Annotated in this window: 9 protein-coding genes; 5 read left to right on the top strand and 4 right to left on the bottom strand. The window is 70.4% G+C overall.

Annotation, left to right across the window (positions count from 1 at the left end):
- Positions 1 to 4,550 (bottom strand): non-ribosomal peptide synthetase (locus IH09_RS39825; RefSeq protein WP_318279444.1); only part of this gene is annotated, 4,550 nt, incomplete at its 3' end.
- Positions 4,551 to 5,200: 650 nt separating this feature from the next.
- On the opposite strand from IH09_RS39825, the gene IH09_RS12620 reads away from it, so the two are divergent.
- The 5 genes from IH09_RS12620 to IH09_RS12600 are packed head-to-tail and all read left to right on the top strand — an operon-like array spanning position 5,201 to position 11,265.
- Complete coding sequence (locus tag IH09_RS12620) at positions 5,201 to 6,544, top strand: enoyl-CoA hydratase/isomerase family protein (RefSeq protein ID WP_052856266.1); 1,344 nt, start codon at positions 5,201 to 5,203, stop codon at positions 6,542 to 6,544.
- A complete protein-coding gene (locus IH09_RS12615) occupies positions 6,541 to 7,875 on the top strand; it encodes an aminotransferase-like domain-containing protein (RefSeq protein WP_404827256.1) in 1,335 nt (444 codons plus the stop codon). The genes IH09_RS12620 and IH09_RS12615 overlap by 4 nt, the downstream gene beginning before the upstream one ends.
- Before the next feature lie 59 nt (positions 7,876 to 7,934).
- Complete coding sequence (pdhA, locus tag IH09_RS12610; RefSeq protein WP_052856290.1) at positions 7,935 to 9,044, top strand: pyruvate dehydrogenase (acetyl-transferring) E1 component subunit alpha; 1,110 nt, start codon at positions 7,935 to 7,937, stop codon at positions 9,042 to 9,044.
- On the top strand, positions 9,041 to 10,039 hold the full coding sequence (locus tag IH09_RS12605) for an alpha-ketoacid dehydrogenase subunit beta (protein WP_052856265.1): 999 nt from the start codon (positions 9,041 to 9,043) through the stop codon (positions 10,037 to 10,039). Before pdhA ends, IH09_RS12605 begins: the two co-directional genes overlap by 4 nt.
- Positions 10,036 to 11,265: a dihydrolipoamide acetyltransferase family protein gene (locus IH09_RS12600; protein WP_052856264.1), complete on the top strand. Its 1,230-nt coding sequence runs from the start codon at positions 10,036 to 10,038 to the stop codon at positions 11,263 to 11,265. Before IH09_RS12605 ends, IH09_RS12600 begins: the two co-directional genes overlap by 4 nt.
- Before the next feature lie 4 nt (positions 11,266 to 11,269).
- On the opposite strand, the gene IH09_RS12595 is transcribed toward IH09_RS12600, so the two are convergent.
- The 3 genes from IH09_RS12595 to IH09_RS12585 all read right to left on the bottom strand — a co-directional run bounded on the left by IH09_RS12595 (position 11,270) and on the right by IH09_RS12585 (position 16,856).
- The gene (locus IH09_RS12595; RefSeq protein ID WP_190233271.1) at positions 11,270 to 11,701 is read right to left on the bottom strand and encodes a LuxR C-terminal-related transcriptional regulator; all 432 of its coding nucleotides are present in this window, start codon (positions 11,699 to 11,701) and stop codon (positions 11,270 to 11,272) included.
- Positions 11,702 to 12,174: 473 nt separating this feature from the next.
- Positions 12,175 to 12,648, bottom strand: a complete 474-nt coding sequence (locus tag IH09_RS12590) for a DUF1707 and DUF4190 domain-containing protein (RefSeq protein WP_052856262.1) — start codon at positions 12,646 to 12,648, stop codon at positions 12,175 to 12,177.
- Between the two features lie 308 nt (positions 12,649 to 12,956).
- Positions 12,957 to 16,856, bottom strand: coding sequence for a DNA-directed RNA polymerase subunit beta' (locus IH09_RS12585; RefSeq protein ID WP_052856261.1), 3,900 nt, complete (start codon positions 16,854 to 16,856; stop codon positions 12,957 to 12,959).
- Between the last annotated feature and the right edge of the window lie 59 nt (positions 16,857 to 16,915).

The following is a 16,915-nucleotide window of genomic DNA, read 5'->3' as shown; positions in this document are numbered from 1 at the left end:
CCACCCACCACACCCGAAACAACCCCACCACGCCCCAAACCCAACAACTCCCCACGCTCCACCCCACCCAACACACCAACCCCACTCAACAAACCACCCGCATCCATCACCACAGCCCGCAACACACGCTCAAACCGCCCCACCAACCGCTCCACCGACACCCGATCAAACACATCAGTCGAAAACTCAACAAACCCCGAAAGCCCACTCGGCCCACCCACACCATCCACCTTCTCCGTCACACTGAAGAAAGCGTCAAAACGCGTGCCACCATTCGACAAAAGCTGGGCACCGATTCGCAGTCCGGGCACCCGCAGCTCCACATCCGCGGCGTTCTGGACCGCCAACGACACCTGGAAGAGCGGGTGATGGGACATCGACCGCTCGGGGTTGAGCACCTCCACCAGATGCTCGAACGGCACGTCCTGGTTTGCGTACGCACCGAGAGCGGTCTCCCGCACCCGCCCGAGCAGCTCCCGGAACGACGGATTCCCCGACGTATCCGTCCGCATCACCAACGTATTGACGAAAAACCCGACCAGATCGTCCAGCGCCTCATCCGTACGCCCCGCGATCGGCATACCGATCGGAATGTCATCCCCGGCACCCAACCGCGACAACAGCACCGCAAGGCCCGCCTGCAACACCATGAACAGACTCGCGCCCTCGGCCCGCGCCAGCTCACTCAGCTTCCCGTGCAGCTCCGCGTCCCACTCGAAGCGCACCATGTCGCCCCGCTGTGAGGCGACCGCCGGCCGAGGCCGGTCCGTCGGCAGTTCGATCCGCTCCGGCAGACCCGCCAACTGCCCCTTCCAGTAAGCGACTTGCCGGGCGAGCACACTTTCCGGGTCGTTCTCGTCCCCCAGCAGCTCCCGCTGCCAGAGGGTGTAGTCGGCGTACTGCACCGGCAGTGCCGGCAGCTCGGGGGCGGCTCCCGCGCACCGCGCCTCGTAGGCCGCCATCAGATCGTGGGCGAGCGGCGCATACGACCACCCGTCACACGCGATGTGATGGAACAGCAGCAGCAGAACGAACTCGTCCCCGCTCTCCCCCAGCCGGTACAGCCGTCCGCGGACGGGCAGTTCGGTGGCGAGGTTGAAGCGGTGGCGGGCCGCCTCGTCCAGTACGGGCCGGAGCCCGGCCAGCGAGGCGGGCCCGGCGATCTCGTCCAGTTCCGGCCGGGCGTCTGCCGCCGCCAGCACCAGCTGATACGGCTCCCCGTCCACCTCCGGGAAGACCGTGCGCAGCACCTCGTGGCGCGCCACCACATCGCCGAGCGCCGCCCGCAGCGCCCCGGCGTCCAGCCGCCCCGTCAGCCGCAGCGCCCACGGAATCGTGTAGGTGCCGGCCTCCTTGTCCAGGCTGTGCAGGAACCAGAGCCGGTGCTGGGCGGAGGACAGCGGCAGCCGCTCCGGGCGCGGGCGGGCGGTGAGGGGGAGGCGGGCGCGGGTGGTGGCGTCCAGGCGTTCGGCCAGCTCGGCCACCCTGGGGGCCTCGAAGAGCACCCGGATCGACATCTCCACGCCGAGCTCGGCGCGGACCCGGCTGACCAGGCGGGTGGCGAGCAGGGAGTGCCCGCCGAGGTCGAAGAAGCTGTCGTCGATGCCGACGCCGTCGACGCCCAGCACCTCGCGGAACAGGCCGCACAGCGCCTCTTCGCGCGCCGACCTCGGCGCCCGGCCCCCGGCGCTCTCGAACTCCGGGGCGGGCAGGGCACGCCGGTCCAGTTTGCCGTTGACGGTGAGCGGCAGCCGTTCGATGCGCAGGACGGCGGCGGGCACCATGTGGGCGGGCAGGTGCTCCTTGGCGTAGTCGCGCAGTTCGTGCAGCAGGACACCGCTGCCGCGGGTGGCGACCGGGTTGTTCGCGTGCCGCTCGGGGGTGCGGGGCCGGGTGGCGGGCAGGTAGGTGCCCACCAGGTCCGGCTCCCGGTCCCCCGCCGCCGCGCCCACGCGGGATACGAAGATCACGTCCATCCGGTCGGCCGCGGCGGCGGACCAGGTGATCTCGGTGCGGTAACCCATCGCCTCGCCCAGCGCGTGCAGCTCCTCGGGGTCCACACCGGCGGTGAGCGTGAACTGCTCCCGTACGTGGGCGAGCGGTTCGCCCTTGTCGAGGGCGCGCATCGCCGTCGTCTCGGGCGCCACCCGGGCGTTGGGCACCCCGGTGACCCGCAGCACGGCCGGGCCCTGCGGCGTCGCCGGGTGGTCCGCGCCGAGCAGGGCCTTGATGCCGTCGAGGCCGTCGAGGTCCCGGCCGTAGGCGGTGCCGGTGGCGTGCGTCGCGTCCAGGACGGGGCGGCCCCGCTTGAACAGCACCGCGTCGTAGCGGTACCGGGTCAGTTCGTTGTGCGGCGCGCCGCGCCGCAGCCGGATGTCGACGCCCGCGACGGTGGGGTCGGCGGCGGCGAGGGCGGTGAAGAACTCCGGTTCGGCGAGCAGGTCCTTCTCCAGCACCAGGGCCCGCTCGATGGCCTGGCGGACCCGGGCCGGGTCGTCGTCGAGGCGCGCCCGGCGCAGCTCGATGGCGCTGCGGAAGGAGCGCAGCGAGCTGAGGTTGCGTACGTCGCCGACGAAGACGGCGCCGCCGGGTGCGGCCAGCGAGACGGCCTTGCGCAGCACGTCGGCGAGGTAGGCGCCGCTCGGGAAGCACTGGCTGACGGAGTTGATGACCACCACGTCGAAATGGCCTTCGGGCAGGCCGGTGGTGTCGTCGGCGGCCTGGGCGCGCAGGGTGAGCTTCGCGGCCAGGCCGGGGCGGTCGGCGAGCTGTTCCTGCAGCGCCTCGATGACGCGGGGGGACAGGTCGGTGCCCCAGTAGGTCTCGCAGTCGGGTGCCAGATGGGCCAGGAGGAGGCCGGTGCCGACGCCGATCTCCATCACCCGGCGCGGGCGCAGCTGCCGGATGCGGTCGAGGGTGGCGTCGCGCCACTGGAGCATCTCGTCCAGCGGGATGGGTGTGCCGTCGTAACTGCTGTTCCAGCCGACGAAGTTCTCGCCGAAGGTGGCCGCGGCGGCGCCCTCGTACTGGGCGTCGAAGATCTCGCGCCATTCATCGACCTGTTCGCGGGTCGCGGTGTCGGTCTCGTCCGAGGCGGCGGTGCCGTCGTCGGCGGGGACGACATAGGCGACCAGCTGCTTGTCGTCGGGGCGGTCCTCCCGGACGACGACGGCGGCCTGGCCGACCTGCGGGTGTGCGGCGAGTACGGCCTCGATCTCGCCCGGTTCGATACGGAAACCGCGGACCTTGACCTGGCTGTCGGCGCGGCCGACGAACTCCAGGCCGCCGTCGGGGAGCCGGCGGACGACATCGCCGGTGCGGTACATCCGGCTGCCCGCCGGGCCGAACGGGTCGGCGAGGAAGCGTTCCGAGGTCAGGCCGGGCGCGCCGAGGTAGCCGCGGGCGAGGCCGGCGCCGCCGACGTACAGTTCGCCGGCCTCGCCGGGGGCGGTGGGCGTCAGCCCGTCGAGGACGTAGGCGCGCAGGTCGGGGATGGGCAGGCCGATACCGCCGGCCGCCCCCGGGGCGGCGTCGGACCGGTCGAGGGCGGCGTAGGTGACGTGCACCGTGGTCTCGGTGATGCCGTACATGTTGACCAGGCGCGGGGCGTCGTCCGGGTGGTGGCGGTACCAGTCGGCGAGCCGGGCCGGGTCGAGGGGTTCGCCGCCGAAAACCACGGTGCGCAGGCGCAGCGGCGGCGCCGGTGCGGGGGCGCTCCGCTCGGCCTGCATCAGCTGGTAGAAGGCCGACGGGGTCTGGTTGAGGACGGTGACGCCCTCGTCCGCCAGCAGCGCCCGGAACCTGCCGGGTGCGCGGCTGGTCTCGAACGGCACCACGACCAGGCGCCCGCCGTGCAGCAGGGCGCCCCACAGCTCCCAGACCGAGAAGTCGAAGGCGTAGGAGTGGAAGAGGGTCCAGACGTCCTCCTCGCCGAAGCCGAACCACTGCTCGGTGGCGGAGAACAGGCGCAGCACGTTGTGGTGCGGGATCACCACGCCCTTGGGTCGGCCGGTGGAGCCGGAGGTGTAGATGACGTACGCGGCGGTGCCGGGCAGCAGCGGTGCGCCGCGGTGCTCCTCGGTGGGGTCGTGGTCGGGCCGCGCGGCGATCAGGGCGGCGGTGGCCGGCGCGTCGAGCACGATCTGCGGGATGCCGGTGGTGAGCCCCCGGTCGGTCTCGCCGATCAGCAGGGCGGGGCGGGCGTCGGCGAGGGTCTGCGCGAGGCGCTCGGCCGGGTAGTCGGGGTCGAGGGGGACGTAGGCCGCGCCCGCCTTGAGCACGCCGAGCACCGCGACGACCAGCTCCGCGGAGCGGGAGAACATCAGGCCGACCGTCCGCTCGGGGCCGACGCCCTGCGCGATCAGGTGGTGCGCGAGGCGGTTGGCCCGCGCGTTGAGCTCCGCGTAGGTGAGTTCGGTGTCCGCGGCGGTCACCGCGATCCGCTGCGGAGTCCGTGCCGCCTGTGCCTCGAAGAGCGCCGGGAGCGTCGCGGCCCCGCCTGCGGGCGTCCTGCCGGTCCCACGCGCGTCAGCGCCCTGCTGGCCAGTCACCGAAACCACCGCTCAAACCCCCTGGAACCTTCTGGAACCTTGATTGCTGCCCGAATGACCTGCGGAATCAATTACCGGAGAATCGCCGACCGGCGACAGGCAAATGCAATGGGAAACCGTGGATACGCGCCGTACGCCATTGCCCCCGAAACGCTGCCACGGCGGATCAGTGAAGCAGCCACAACCGCTCCTGGCCAGAACCTTATCGGCAGGCCCGCCGCAGAGTTCTCGGCATGTATAGAAACAAGGTTCTAGTACCAGGACTAGAACCTTGGTTGCGTTTACCCGGACGCGGCCGCACCGCAAGCCCGGCCCACGGCGGTCCGACGGCGAGCCCGGCCGACCCCCCTGCCACCCCCGGATCTCGCGGAATTGCCTCTCCGCGTCCGTCGGTCCGGCCTCCGCCGGCTCCACGGACGACGCATTCCGCTTCCCCCGGACACCCGCCCTCGCCGGCGAATCCTCGGTGCGGCCTCCGGCCAACCTTGGTACTAGACCCACACCGCGCGTCTAGTCCATAGGTTGCATTTACCGGAATCCCGGTATGCCCCATGCTCCGACTACGGCGCATTCGTATCCCATGCGGCTGGAGTTCTTCCGTCGGAATTCATTGCGCAGGGCAGAAAGGGACGGTTGAACTGGTGGCGAATATGGCGGGCAGGAAGTCGGAACCAGCACCGGTTTTCACGGGCGGTCCGGCCGCCGATCACGAAGTCGCCGCCCGGCAACTGGCGGCCCTGCGCGAGCAGTTGGCGGACCTGCCCCCCAAGCCCGCGCGCACACCGGAGGAGCAGACGGCCGCCGAGGCCCTGCTGACCCGGGGCCACGCGATACGCGAGGCGTTCCTGACGGAGCACGCCGAGGCCGTCTACGAGACGGTGACCAACGGCTTCCGCACCTCGCTGCGGGTCGGCGAACTCGTCGACGCGGTGGCGCTCCGGTTCCCCGAACTGGTCCCCTCCCGCGCCCAACTGGCCGCACATCAGCTGCCGTTGAAGGACCGCGACAGCCTGGAGATCGCCCAGGGCATCTTCCTCGCCCAGGTGCTGGCCCGGCCGCGCACCGGCCACCACCTGCTGCACGCGATGGCCCAGCCCCGCCAGGAGGCCCTCGACCTGCTCGACACCCTGCTGCTCGACGACGCGGTCGACCTCGGTGTGGTGCACGTCCAGCGCAAGGACAACGTCGGCCATGTGACGGTGCAGAACCACAGCTGCCTCAACGCCGAGGACGATGCGTCAACCGCCGCCCTGGAGACGGCCGTCGACCTCGTCCTGCTGGACGACCGGATCGAGGCGGGAGTGCTGCGCGGCGGTCCCGCCACCCATCCGAAGTACGCGGGCCGCCGGGTGTTCAGCTCGGGCATCAACCTGACGCACCTCTACCACGGCCGTATCTCGCTCACCGATTTCTTCCTGGAGCGCGAACTCGGCGTCGTCAACAAGCTCTACCGCGGCCACGACCTCGCACCGCCGCGCCCCGACGCACTGGAGAGCCGGCACGAGAAGCCGTGGATCGGCGCGGTCGACTCCTTCGCCATCGGCGGCGGCTGCCAGTTCCTGCTGGTCCTGGACCGGGTGGTCGCGGAGACCGGCGCGTACTTCAACCTCCCGGCCGGCAAGGAGGGCATCATCCCCGGCTGTGGTGTGATGCGCCTGCCGCGCTTCCTCGGCGAGGGACCGGCCCGCGAGGCGGTGCTCTTCAACCGCGACTTCCCGGTGGACAGCCCGGACGGCAGACGGCTGGTCGCCGAGGTCGTCGACCCGGCCGGTATGGACGACGCCATCGCCCGCGCCGTGGACCAGCTGATGGCCTGCGGTCTGCCGAGCGTGCGCGCCAACCGCCGGGCCATGCGCCTGGGCGCCGAACCCCTCGACCTGTTCCGTACGTACATGGCCCACTACGCCCGCGACCAGGCGTACTGCGCCCACAGCGATGCGCTGATCCACAACCTGGAACGCACCTGGTCGGCACACCGGCGGAGGCCGAAGTGACGCTCCCCGGGCCGCCGGCGCCCGCCGGGACCGTCACCCTGTCCCTCGCGGACCTGCACGCCTCCCTCGGCGACCCGGTGATGGCGTCCATGAACATGCTCAGCGAGATCGCCGAGCGCCACCCGGACGCCATCTCCTTCGCCTCGGGCAGCCCGTACGAGGGGTACTTCGACACCGAGTCCCTCCACCGCCATCTGCGGACGTTCTGCGACCACCTCGCCCACGACCGGGGCATGGACGAGGCGCAGGTGACCCGGACGCTGTTCCAGTACGGCCGGACCAAGGGCGTGATCACCGACCTCCTCGCCACCTATCTGGCGCGCGACGAGAACATCCACGTCGACCCGGAGTCCCTCGTCGTCACCGTGGGGTGCCAGGAGGCCATCCTCCTGGTCCTGCGCGCGCTGCGCCGCGACGCCCGGGACGTGGTGCTGACCGTGTCCCCGTCCTACGTCGGCCTGACGGGGGCGGCCCGGCTGCTCGACATGACGGTGGTGCCGGTACGCGAAGGCCCGCTCGGCATCGACCTGGACGACCTCACCGAGCAGCTCCGCCGGACCCGCGCGGACGGCCTGCGGCCCCGCGCCCTCTACCTCGTCCCCGACTTCTCCAACCCCTCCGGCCGCAGCCTCGACATGGCGACCCGGCACCGCCTCCTCGCGCTGGCCGAAGAGGCGGACATCCTCCTGCTGGAGGACAACCCCTACGGCCTCTACACCCGTGCCCAGACGCGGCCGCCGACCCTGAAGGCGCTGGACACCCGGCGCCGCGTCGTCTACCTCGGCTCGCTCGCCAAGACCGGTCTGCCCGGCGCCCGGGTCGGCTTCGCGGTCGCCGACCAGCCGGTGACCGGCGCCGGCCCCGGCGGTCTGCTGGCCGATCAGCTCTCGACGCTGAAGAGCATGGTCACCGTCAACACCTCCCCCCTCGCCCAGGCCGTCATCGGCGGCAAACTGCTGGAGAACGACTGCCGCCTCTCGCTCGCCAACCGGCGCGAGACGGAGATCTACCGGCACCACCTCGACTGCCTCCTCAACGGCCTCGACAAGCGCTGGCCGGCGGCGGTCCGCGCCCGCCTGGGCATCGACTGGAACGTCCCGGGCGGCGGCTTCTTCGTCGTCCTCACCGTCCCGTTCCGCGTGGACGACGAACTGCTGGCACGCTCCGCCCGGCGGCACGGCGTGCTGTGGATGCCCATGCACCACTTCTACGCGGGCGGCGGCGGCCACCGGCAGCTGCGCCTGTCCTACAGCCGGATCACCCCGGAACGCATCGACGAAGGGCTGGACCGGCTCAAGGCGCTGGTCGACGAGGAGTGCCGCGCCCGGTGACCGCGGATTCCGTACCGGCCGTGCCCAGCCGTCCCCGTCATCTCCCGGAGGTCCCCGCCATGTCCGTCACCAGCCGCCCCGGCCCCGCGCCACCGGGCACACACGAGATGCTGCCCGGCGCGGAACCGGTCCGCCTGCTGGACGCCGCGGGACGGTGGGTGGGCACCGGCACCCCGCCCGACGCCGGGCTGCGCCGCGAGCTCTACCGGCGGATGGTGCTCGGCCGCCAGTTCGACCGCCAGGCCACCGCCCTGGGCAAGCAGGGCGCACTGGCCGTCTACCCCTCCTCGTACGGCCAGGAGGCGTGCCAGATCGGCGCCACGATGGCGCTGCGCGAGACGGACTGGCTCTTCCCCACCTACCGCGACAGCGTCGCCCTCGTCGCCCGCGGTATCGACCCCTTCGAGGTGCTGACGCTGATGCGCGGCTCCTGGCACTGCGGCTACTCCGTCCGCCGGCACCGCACCGCACCGCAGTGCACCCCGCTGGCGACCCAGTGCCCGCACGCCGTGGGCCTGGCGCACGCGGCCCGGCTGGCCGGGGACGACCTCGTCTCGCTGTCGTTCATCGGCGACGGCGGCACCAGCGAGGGCGACTTCCACGAGGCGTGCAACTTCGCCGCCGTCCACCGGGTGCCCACCGTCTTCCTGGTCCAGAACAACCAGTACGCCATCAGCGTCCCGCTCGCCGCGCAGACCGCCGCCCCCACCCTCGCCCACAAGGCCATCGGCTACGGCATGCGGGCCGCACTGGTCGACGGCAACGACGCGCTGGCGGTGTACACCACCGTCACCGAGGCCGTCGAACGCGCCCGCGCGGGCGGCGGCCCCACCCTCATCGAGGCCCTCACCTACCGCATGAACCCGCACACCAGCGCCGACGACCCCACCCGCTACCGCAGCGCCGAAGAGGTCGCGGTCTGGTCCGGCCGCGACCCGCTGGACCGCCTGGCGGCCCATCTGCGCGCCGAGGGGCTGCTGGACGACGCCACCGCCGCCGCGTACACCGCCGAGGCCGAGGCCCTCGCCGCCGGCCTGCGCGACCGGATGCGGCAGCCACCGGCCCTCGATCCGCTGGAGCTCTTCGACCACGTCTACGCGGCCCCCACCCCGCAACTGCGCGAACAGGCCGCCGAACTCGCCGCCCGCCTGGGGAGGCACGCCTCATGACGCCGCAGCTGGCCATGGCCCAGGCACTCAACGCCGCGCTGTCCGACGCGATGCGCGAGGACGACCGGGTCCTCGTCTACGGCGAGGACGTCGGACCGCTCGGCGGAGTCTTCCGGGTGACCGACGGCCTCGCGGCCGCCTTCGGCCCGCAGCGCTGCTTCGACGCACCGCTCGCCGAGGCGGGCATCGCGGGCACCGCGGTCGGCATGGCGATGTATGGCCTGCGCCCGGTCATCGAGATGCAGTTCGACGCCTTCGCCTACCCCGCCTTCGAACAGGTCGTCAGCCATATCGCCAAGCTCCGCAACCGCACCCGCGGGGAACTCACCCTCCCCCTGGTCATCCGCATCCCCTACGGCGGCGGCATCGGCGCCGTGGAGCACCACAGCGACGCCTCCGAGGCGTACTACGTCCACACCCCCGGCCTGCACGTCGTGGCGCCCGCCACCGCCCAGGACGCCTACTCCCTGCTGCGGGCGGCCATCGCCTCCGACGACCCGGTGGTGTTCCTGGAGCCGAAGCGGCTCTACCGGCACAAGGGCGAGGTGGCCCGGGAGCGCCCCGCCGAGCCCCTCGGCCGCGCCGCGGTACGCCGCCCCGGCACCTCCGCGACGCTGATCGCGTACGGGCCCGCCGTCCCCGTCGCGCTGGCGGCCGCCGAGGCCGCGGCGGACACCGAGGGATGGGACCTGGAGGTCGTCGACCTGCGGACGCTGGTCCCCTTCGACGACGAGACCGTGACGGCCAGTGTCCGGCGGACCGGCCGCGCGGTCGTCGTCCACGAGGCCGCCGGGTTCGCGGGCTTCGGTGCGGAGATCGCGGCCCGGGTGAGCCAGCGTTGCTTCCACCACCTGGAGGCACCGGTCCTCCGGGTCACCGGCCTCGACCTGCCCTACCCGCCACCCCTGCTGGAACAGCACCACCTGCCCGATGTGCCGCGCGTCCTCGAAGCCGTGGCGGCGCTCCAGTGGCCCGAGACCGGGAGCACCTCATGAACGGCGGACCCACGGCCACCGGGGACCTGCGCTTCGCGCTCCCCGACCTCGGCGAGGGCCTGGTCGAGGCGGAGCTGGTCCGCTGGCTGGTGGCCGTCGGCGACCGGATCACCGCGGACCAGCCGGTCGCCGAGGTCGAGACCGCCAAGACGGCACTCGATCTGCCCTGCCCGTACGCGGGCGTGGTCACCGCGCTGCACGGCGAACCGGGCGACCTCGTCCCGGTGGGCGCCCCGCTGGTCACCGTCGCGGCCGCACCCGAGGCGGCCGGGCCCCCGGAGCCCGACGGCCCGGTGCTCGTCGGCTACGGCCCCGCCGCCGTCCTCCCGGCACCCCGCCCGGTGCCTCGCCCGGCGGCCCCCGCGATCCGCCCCACCGGTACGGGAGCACGGCCCGCGGTCGTCTCCCCGGTCGTCCGCAAACTCGCCCGCGACCACGGCATCACGCTCACCGCACTGCGCGGCAGCGGGTCCGGCGGGCTGATCCTGCGCGCCGACGTCGAGGCCGCGATCGCGCTCCGCACGCCCGCCGCCGGCGCACCGGTCCGGCTGCCGCTGCGTGGCCGAAGCCTGCTGGCCGCGGAGAAGTTCACCCGCAGCCATCAGGACATCCCCCGCGTGACCATCTGGCAGGAGGCGGACGTCACCGGCCTCCTCGCCCGGCGCGACGCGCTCCACGACCGGCACCGGCCCTGCCGCACCGGCCTGCCGGCGCTGTTCGGCACGTTCTGCATCGAGGCACTGGCGCTCTACCCGCGGCTGAATGCCCACGTGGACACCGCACGCCGGGAGATTCTGCAATTCCCCGGCATCGGCCTGGGCATAGCCGTACAGGCGGAAACCGGTCTGGTCGTCCCCGTACTGCGGAATGCCCAGCAGTACGATACGGATTCCCTCGTCCCGGCCATTCACGAACTCGTCGGCGCGGCCCGCGCGGGAACCCTCGCACCGGCCGATATGAGCGGCGGTACTTTCACGCTGAACAATTACGGAATATTCGGGGTAGCCGGAGCCACACCGCTGCTCAATATCCCCGAAGCGGCAATGCTCGGCATCGGATCCATCGCGAGCCGGCCATGGGTCGTCGAGGAACAGCTCGCCGTGCGCAAGGTGGCCACATTCTCGCTCACCTTCGACCATCGCGTATGCGACGGCGAGACAGCGGCCGCCTTCCTGCGGCACGTCATACAGCGGGCCGAGGGGCGGCCCGCGACCGCTGTCCCGTAGTCGTTCAGCTGGCCCGCGCCTTCTGGACCTCTTGGCGCAGGATGAGAGCGGTGGCCTCGGTGCGCCCCGAGACCCCCAGCTTGCGGTAGATGGAGTGCAGATGGGTCTTGACCGTACGCTCGGCGATCTCCAGCCGGCGGGCGACCAGCCGGTTGGGCAGCCCGGTCACAACCAGCCGGAGCACCTCGCGCTCCCTGGGTGTCAGGGTGTCGACCGGCAGGCGCGTATCAGGGGCCCGCGGACCGCCGTACCGCTCCACCGAGCACTGCTCACGGACCTGAAGATTGTCCTGAAACTGACCCTGCCCGGCCTTCTGCAGGCGCTCCACGGCGAACAGCAGGTCACGGAGCGCGGCTGCCGTACGGTCCAGCGCCGCCGCATCCGCCCCGCCCACAAGAGGTAAAACCTGATCGATCCACGCCTGGTCAACTGACACCGGTACACGACCTCCCCTGTGAATCCACCCAATTGCCCGCAAGCCGCCCGTGCCCGGCGCATGGCGCGACGGTCGGTCAGCCGGGTGTCCAATGATTGGGATAAGCAATGCCGTATTTCACGTGCCGCATCCCGCATGCGCACGGCGGGCGCAAAACGGTAACCCAATGTCACCGTCCCCCAGTTCCCCCATTCCTCACGCTCAGCCTAACAAGTCTTGATCCGAATTCAAGACATGCTCCGAGAGAGCGGAACGCATCCTCCGCATCACCACTCCCGACTCCGGGCCCGCACCCCGCACCGAATACGCGAAACCGCGCGCGCAACAAGAACGCAACAAAGGAAGCCGCTTCTCGCGTGGCGAGAAGCGGCTTCCGGAACAGCGCAAAAACAAAGAAGAAAGCGAGGAGAGGAACAGCCGCGACGACCATGCCTCCCGGCGGACCGGCAGACCCGGTCCCGACGGCCGCGGCCTCAGTGGCCGAAGACGACCGCGAAGGCGATCCCCAGGAGCAGCAACGCCCAGCCGCCGATGCCCAGCCAGCCCATCACCAGGCCGGCGAGCGCCTGACCGTCCCCGCGCTCACCGGTCCGGCGGATCTCCGCACGCGCCTTGTGGCCCAGGATCACGGCCGGGATCGAGGTCAGTCCCCAGGTCGGCAGCGAGAGGATCCCGCAGACCAGCGCACCGGTCGCGGTGCTGCTGGTACGCACCGGCGGCGGCATCTGCATCGGCATGAACGTCGCCGGCACCGGCCGCGGCTCGAACGCCTGCGCAGTCGGACCCTGCGGCAGGTCCGAGACCAGCATCTGGAGCTCGGAGTGGGTCTTCGCCTCATAGGCGCGGCCGATCCGCTGCTCGTACTCGGCCTGCGGCAGCCGCCCCTCGGCGAAGCCCGCCTTCAGCACATCGACCGCACGCTCGCGATCGGCGTGCGAGGCGCGCATGGCCGGCACCTGATTCGACGGCTGAGCGGGCTGCCCGCCCTGCCAGGGCTGAAACGCCACGCGACCTCCCCCGCTCCATAGTGAGCCCTCATCCTGAGCCCTCATCCTCTCATCACAGACGCAATGGAGGGAGGCCAAGTTCCCTCAGGGCACGAAACCGCCGGACACGGCGGCCCGGGGCACCGGTACGGACCCGCGGCACCCCGCACGGAAGGGGGCCGGCGTCCGCCCCGCAACGCCGCAGGGCGGCCACCCCCATCGGGGTGACCGCCCTGCGTACCACGCGCATCCGGACGAACCGGCGGCGCTTACTGGTTGTACGGACCGTAGTCGTAGTCCTCCAGCGGGACCGCCTGGCCGGAGCCGGTGCCGAAGGGCGAGTAGTCGATGTCGTCGTAACCGACGGCCGAGTACATCGCGGCCTTGGCCTCCTCGGTGGGCTCGACCCGGATGTTGCGGTAACGGGACAGACCCGTACCGGCCGGGATGAGCTTACCGATGATGACGTTCTCCTTGAGGCCGATCAGGGAGTCCGACTTGGCGTTGATCGCCGCGTCGGTCAGCACCCGGGTCGTCTCCTGGAAGGACGCCGCCGACAGCCAGGACTCGGTGGCCAGCGAAGCCTTGGTGATACCCATCAGCTGCGGACGGCCGGAGGCCGGGTGGCCGCCTTCCGCCACCACACGACGGTTCTCACCCTCGAACTTCGTACGCTCCACCAGCTCGCCCGGCAGCAGCTCCGCGTCGCCGGACTCGATGATCGTCACGCGGCGCAGCATCTGCCGGATGATGATCTCGATGTGCTTGTCGTGGATCGCCACGCCCTGGTTGTTGTAGACCTTCTGGACCTCGCCGACCAGGTGGACCTGGACGGCCCGCTGGCCGAGGATCCGCAGCACGTCGTGCGGGTTGATCGCACCCACGGTCAGCGGCTGGCCGACCTGGACGTGGTCACCCTCGCCCACCAGGAGACGGGCACGCTTGGAGACGCCGTAGGCGGTCTCGTCGCTGCCGTCGTCCGGGGTGACGACGAGCTTCTTGGTCTTCTCGGTCTCCTCGATACGGACGCGGCCGGCCGCCTCCGAGATCGGGGCGACACCCTTGGGCGTACGGGCCTCGAAGAGCTCGACGACACGCGGCAGACCCAGGGTGATGTCGTCACCGGCCACACCACCGGTGTGGAAGGTACGCATCGTCAGCTGGGTGCCGGGCTCACCGATGGACTGGGCGGCGATGATGCCGACCGCCTCACCGATGTCGACCAGCTTGCCGGTGGCCAGCGAACGGCCGTAGCAGAAGGCGCAGGTGCCCACCGCGGACTCACAGGTCAGGACCGAACGCGTCTTGACCTCCTCGACACCGTGCGCGACGAGCTGGTCGATGAGGACATCGCCCAGGTCGACGTTGGCGGGGCCGATGACCTTGCCGTCGACGACGACGTCCTCGGCCAGCATCCGCGCGTACACGCTGGACTCGACGTCGTCCGCCTTGCGCAGGACGCCGTCGGCACCCTTCGAGGCGATCCGCAGCTTCAGACCGCGCTCGGTGCCGCAGTCCTCCTCGCGGATGATGACGTCCTGCGAGACGTCCACCAGACGACGGGTGAGATAACCCGAGTCGGCGGTACGCAGGGCGGTGTCCGCCAGACCCTTACGGGCACCGTGCGTGGAGATGAAGTACTCCAGCACGGACAGACCCTCACGGAACGACGCCTTGATGGGCCGCGGGATGGTCTCGTTCTTGGCGTTGGACACCAGACCACGCATACCCGCGATCTGACGCATCTGCATCATGTTTCCGCGAGCACCGGAGTCCACCATCATGAAGATGGGGTTGGTCTTCGGGAAGTTCTCATTCATCGCCTCGGCAACCTCGTTGGTCGCCTTGGTCCAGATGTTGATGAGCTCCTGCGTGCGCTCGTCCTTGGTGATCAGACCGCGCTCGTACTGCTTCTGAACCTTCTCGTCCTGCGCTTCGTAGCCGCGGACGATGGCCTTCTTGGCCTCCGGGACGACGATGTCCGAGACGGCGACGGTGACGCCGGACCGGGTCGCCCAGTGGAAACCGGACGCCTTCAGGTTGTCGAGCGTCGCCGCCACGATGACCTTGGGGTAGCGCTCGGCCAGATCGTTGACGATCGCGGAGAGCTGCTTCTTGCCCACCGAGTAGTCGACGAACGGGTAGTCCTCGGGCAGCAGCTCGTTGAAGAGCGCACGGCCCAGGGTCGTCCGCAGCCGGAAGCTGTCACCCTGCTGCCACTCGGGCTCGCCCTCCTCCTGCACCGGCGGGGTCCAGCCACGGGGCGGGACGGTGCCGATCGGGAAGCGGATGTCGACCTTGGCCTGGAGCGAGAGCTCCCGGTTGTCGAAGGCCATGATGGCCTCGGCGACCGAGCCGAAGGACCGGCCCTCACCAATGACCTCGCGCTCCTCTTCATCCGTGGTGAGGAAGAAGAGACCGAGCACCATGTCCTGGGTCGGCATGGTGACCGGACGGCCGTCGGCCGGCTTGAGGATGTTGTTCGAGGACAGCATCAGGATGCGGGCCTCGGCCTGGGCCTCCGCGGACAGCGGGAGGTGGACGGCCATCTGGTCACCGTCGAAGTCCGCGTTGAACGCGGTGCAGACGAGCGGGTGAATCTGGATGGCCTTGCCCTCGACCAGCTGCGGCTCGAACGCCTGGATACCCAGACGGTGCAGGGTCGGCGCACGGTTCAGCAGCACCGGGTGCTCGGCGATGACCTCTTCGAGCACGTCGTAGACGACCGTGCGGCCGCGCTCGACCATGCGCTTGGCCGACTTGATGTTCTGCGCGTGGTTCAGGTCGACCAGGCGCTTCATCACGAACGGCTTGAAGAGCTCCAGCGCCATGGCCTTCGGCAGACCGCACTGGTGCAGCTTGAGCTGCGGGCCGACGACGATGACGGAACGCGCCGAGTAGTCGACTCGCTTACCGAGCAGGTTCTGACGGAAACGGCCCTGCTTGCCCTTGAGCATGTCGCTCAGGGACTTCAGCGGACGGTTACCGGGACCGGTCACCGGGCGACCACGACGACCGTTGTCGAAGAGGGCGTCCACGGCCTCCTGGAGCATGCGCTTCTCGTTGTTCACGATGATCTCGGGCGCACCGAGGTCGAGAAGCCGCTTCAGACGGTTGTTGCGGTTGATCACGCGGCGGTACAGGTCGTTCAGGTCGGAGGTCGCGAAGCGGCCACCGTCCAGCTGCACCATCGGACGCAGGTCCGGCGGGATCACCGGGATGCAGTCCAGCACCATGCCCTTGGGGCTGTTGCGGGTCTGGAGGAAGGCGGAGACGACCTTGAGGCGCTTGAGCGCCCGGGTCTTCTTCTGGCCCTTGCCGGTCCGGATGATCTCGCGGAGGCGCTCGGCCTCCTCCTCCAGGTCGAAGGTCTCCAGTCGCTTCTGAAGCGCGGCGGCACCCATGGAACCGTCGAAGTACGTGCCGAAGCGGTCACGCAGCTCGCGGTAGAGCAGCTCGTCGCCCTCAAGGTCCTGGACCTTGAGGTTCTTGAAGCGGTTCCAGACCTCGTCGAGGCGGTCGATCTCGCGCTGCGCACGGTCACGCAGCTGCTTCATCTCACGCTCGGCGCCCTCGCGCACCTTGCGGCGCACATCGGCCTTGGCGCCCTCGGCCTCCAGCTCGGCCAGGTCGGTCTCGAGCTTCTTGGCGCGGGCCTCCAGGTCGGAGTCGCGGCGCTGCTCGATCTGCTGACGCTCGACGGAGACGTGCGCCTCCAGCGAGGGCAGGTCGCGCGTACGGCGCTCGTCGTCCACCCACGTGATCATGTAGGCGGCGAAGTAGATGACCTTTTCGAGGTCCTTGGGCGCGAGGTCCAGCAGGTAGCCCAGCCGGCTCGGCACGCCCTTGAAGTACCAGATGTGGGTAACGGGAGCGGCCAGCTCGATGTGGCCCATCCGCTCACGACGCACCTTGGCGCGAGTGACCTCGACGCCGCAGCGCTCGCAGATGATGCCCTTGAAGCGGACGCGCTTGTACTTACCGCAGTAGCACTCCCAGTCCCGGGTCGGACCGAAGATCTTCTCGCAGAAGAGTCCGTCCTTTTCGGGCTTGAGGGTGCGGTAGTTGATGGTCTCCGGCTTCTTGACCTCGCCGTGGGACCACTGACGGATGTCGTCAGCGGTAGCGAGGCCGATCCGCAGCTCGTCGAAGAAGTTGACGTCGAGCACTGTCGTCAATCCCACCTTCGGGGGTTCCCCCGACAATTGTCGCTGCCAGGGTCGAGTCT

Source organism: Streptomyces celluloflavus, assembly GCA_000720995.1.
In the GTDB taxonomy this organism is placed as follows: Bacteria; Actinomycetota; Actinomycetes; order Streptomycetales; family Streptomycetaceae; genus Streptomyces; species Streptomyces celluloflavus.
This window is presented reverse-complemented; position numbering and strand designations above follow the sequence as displayed.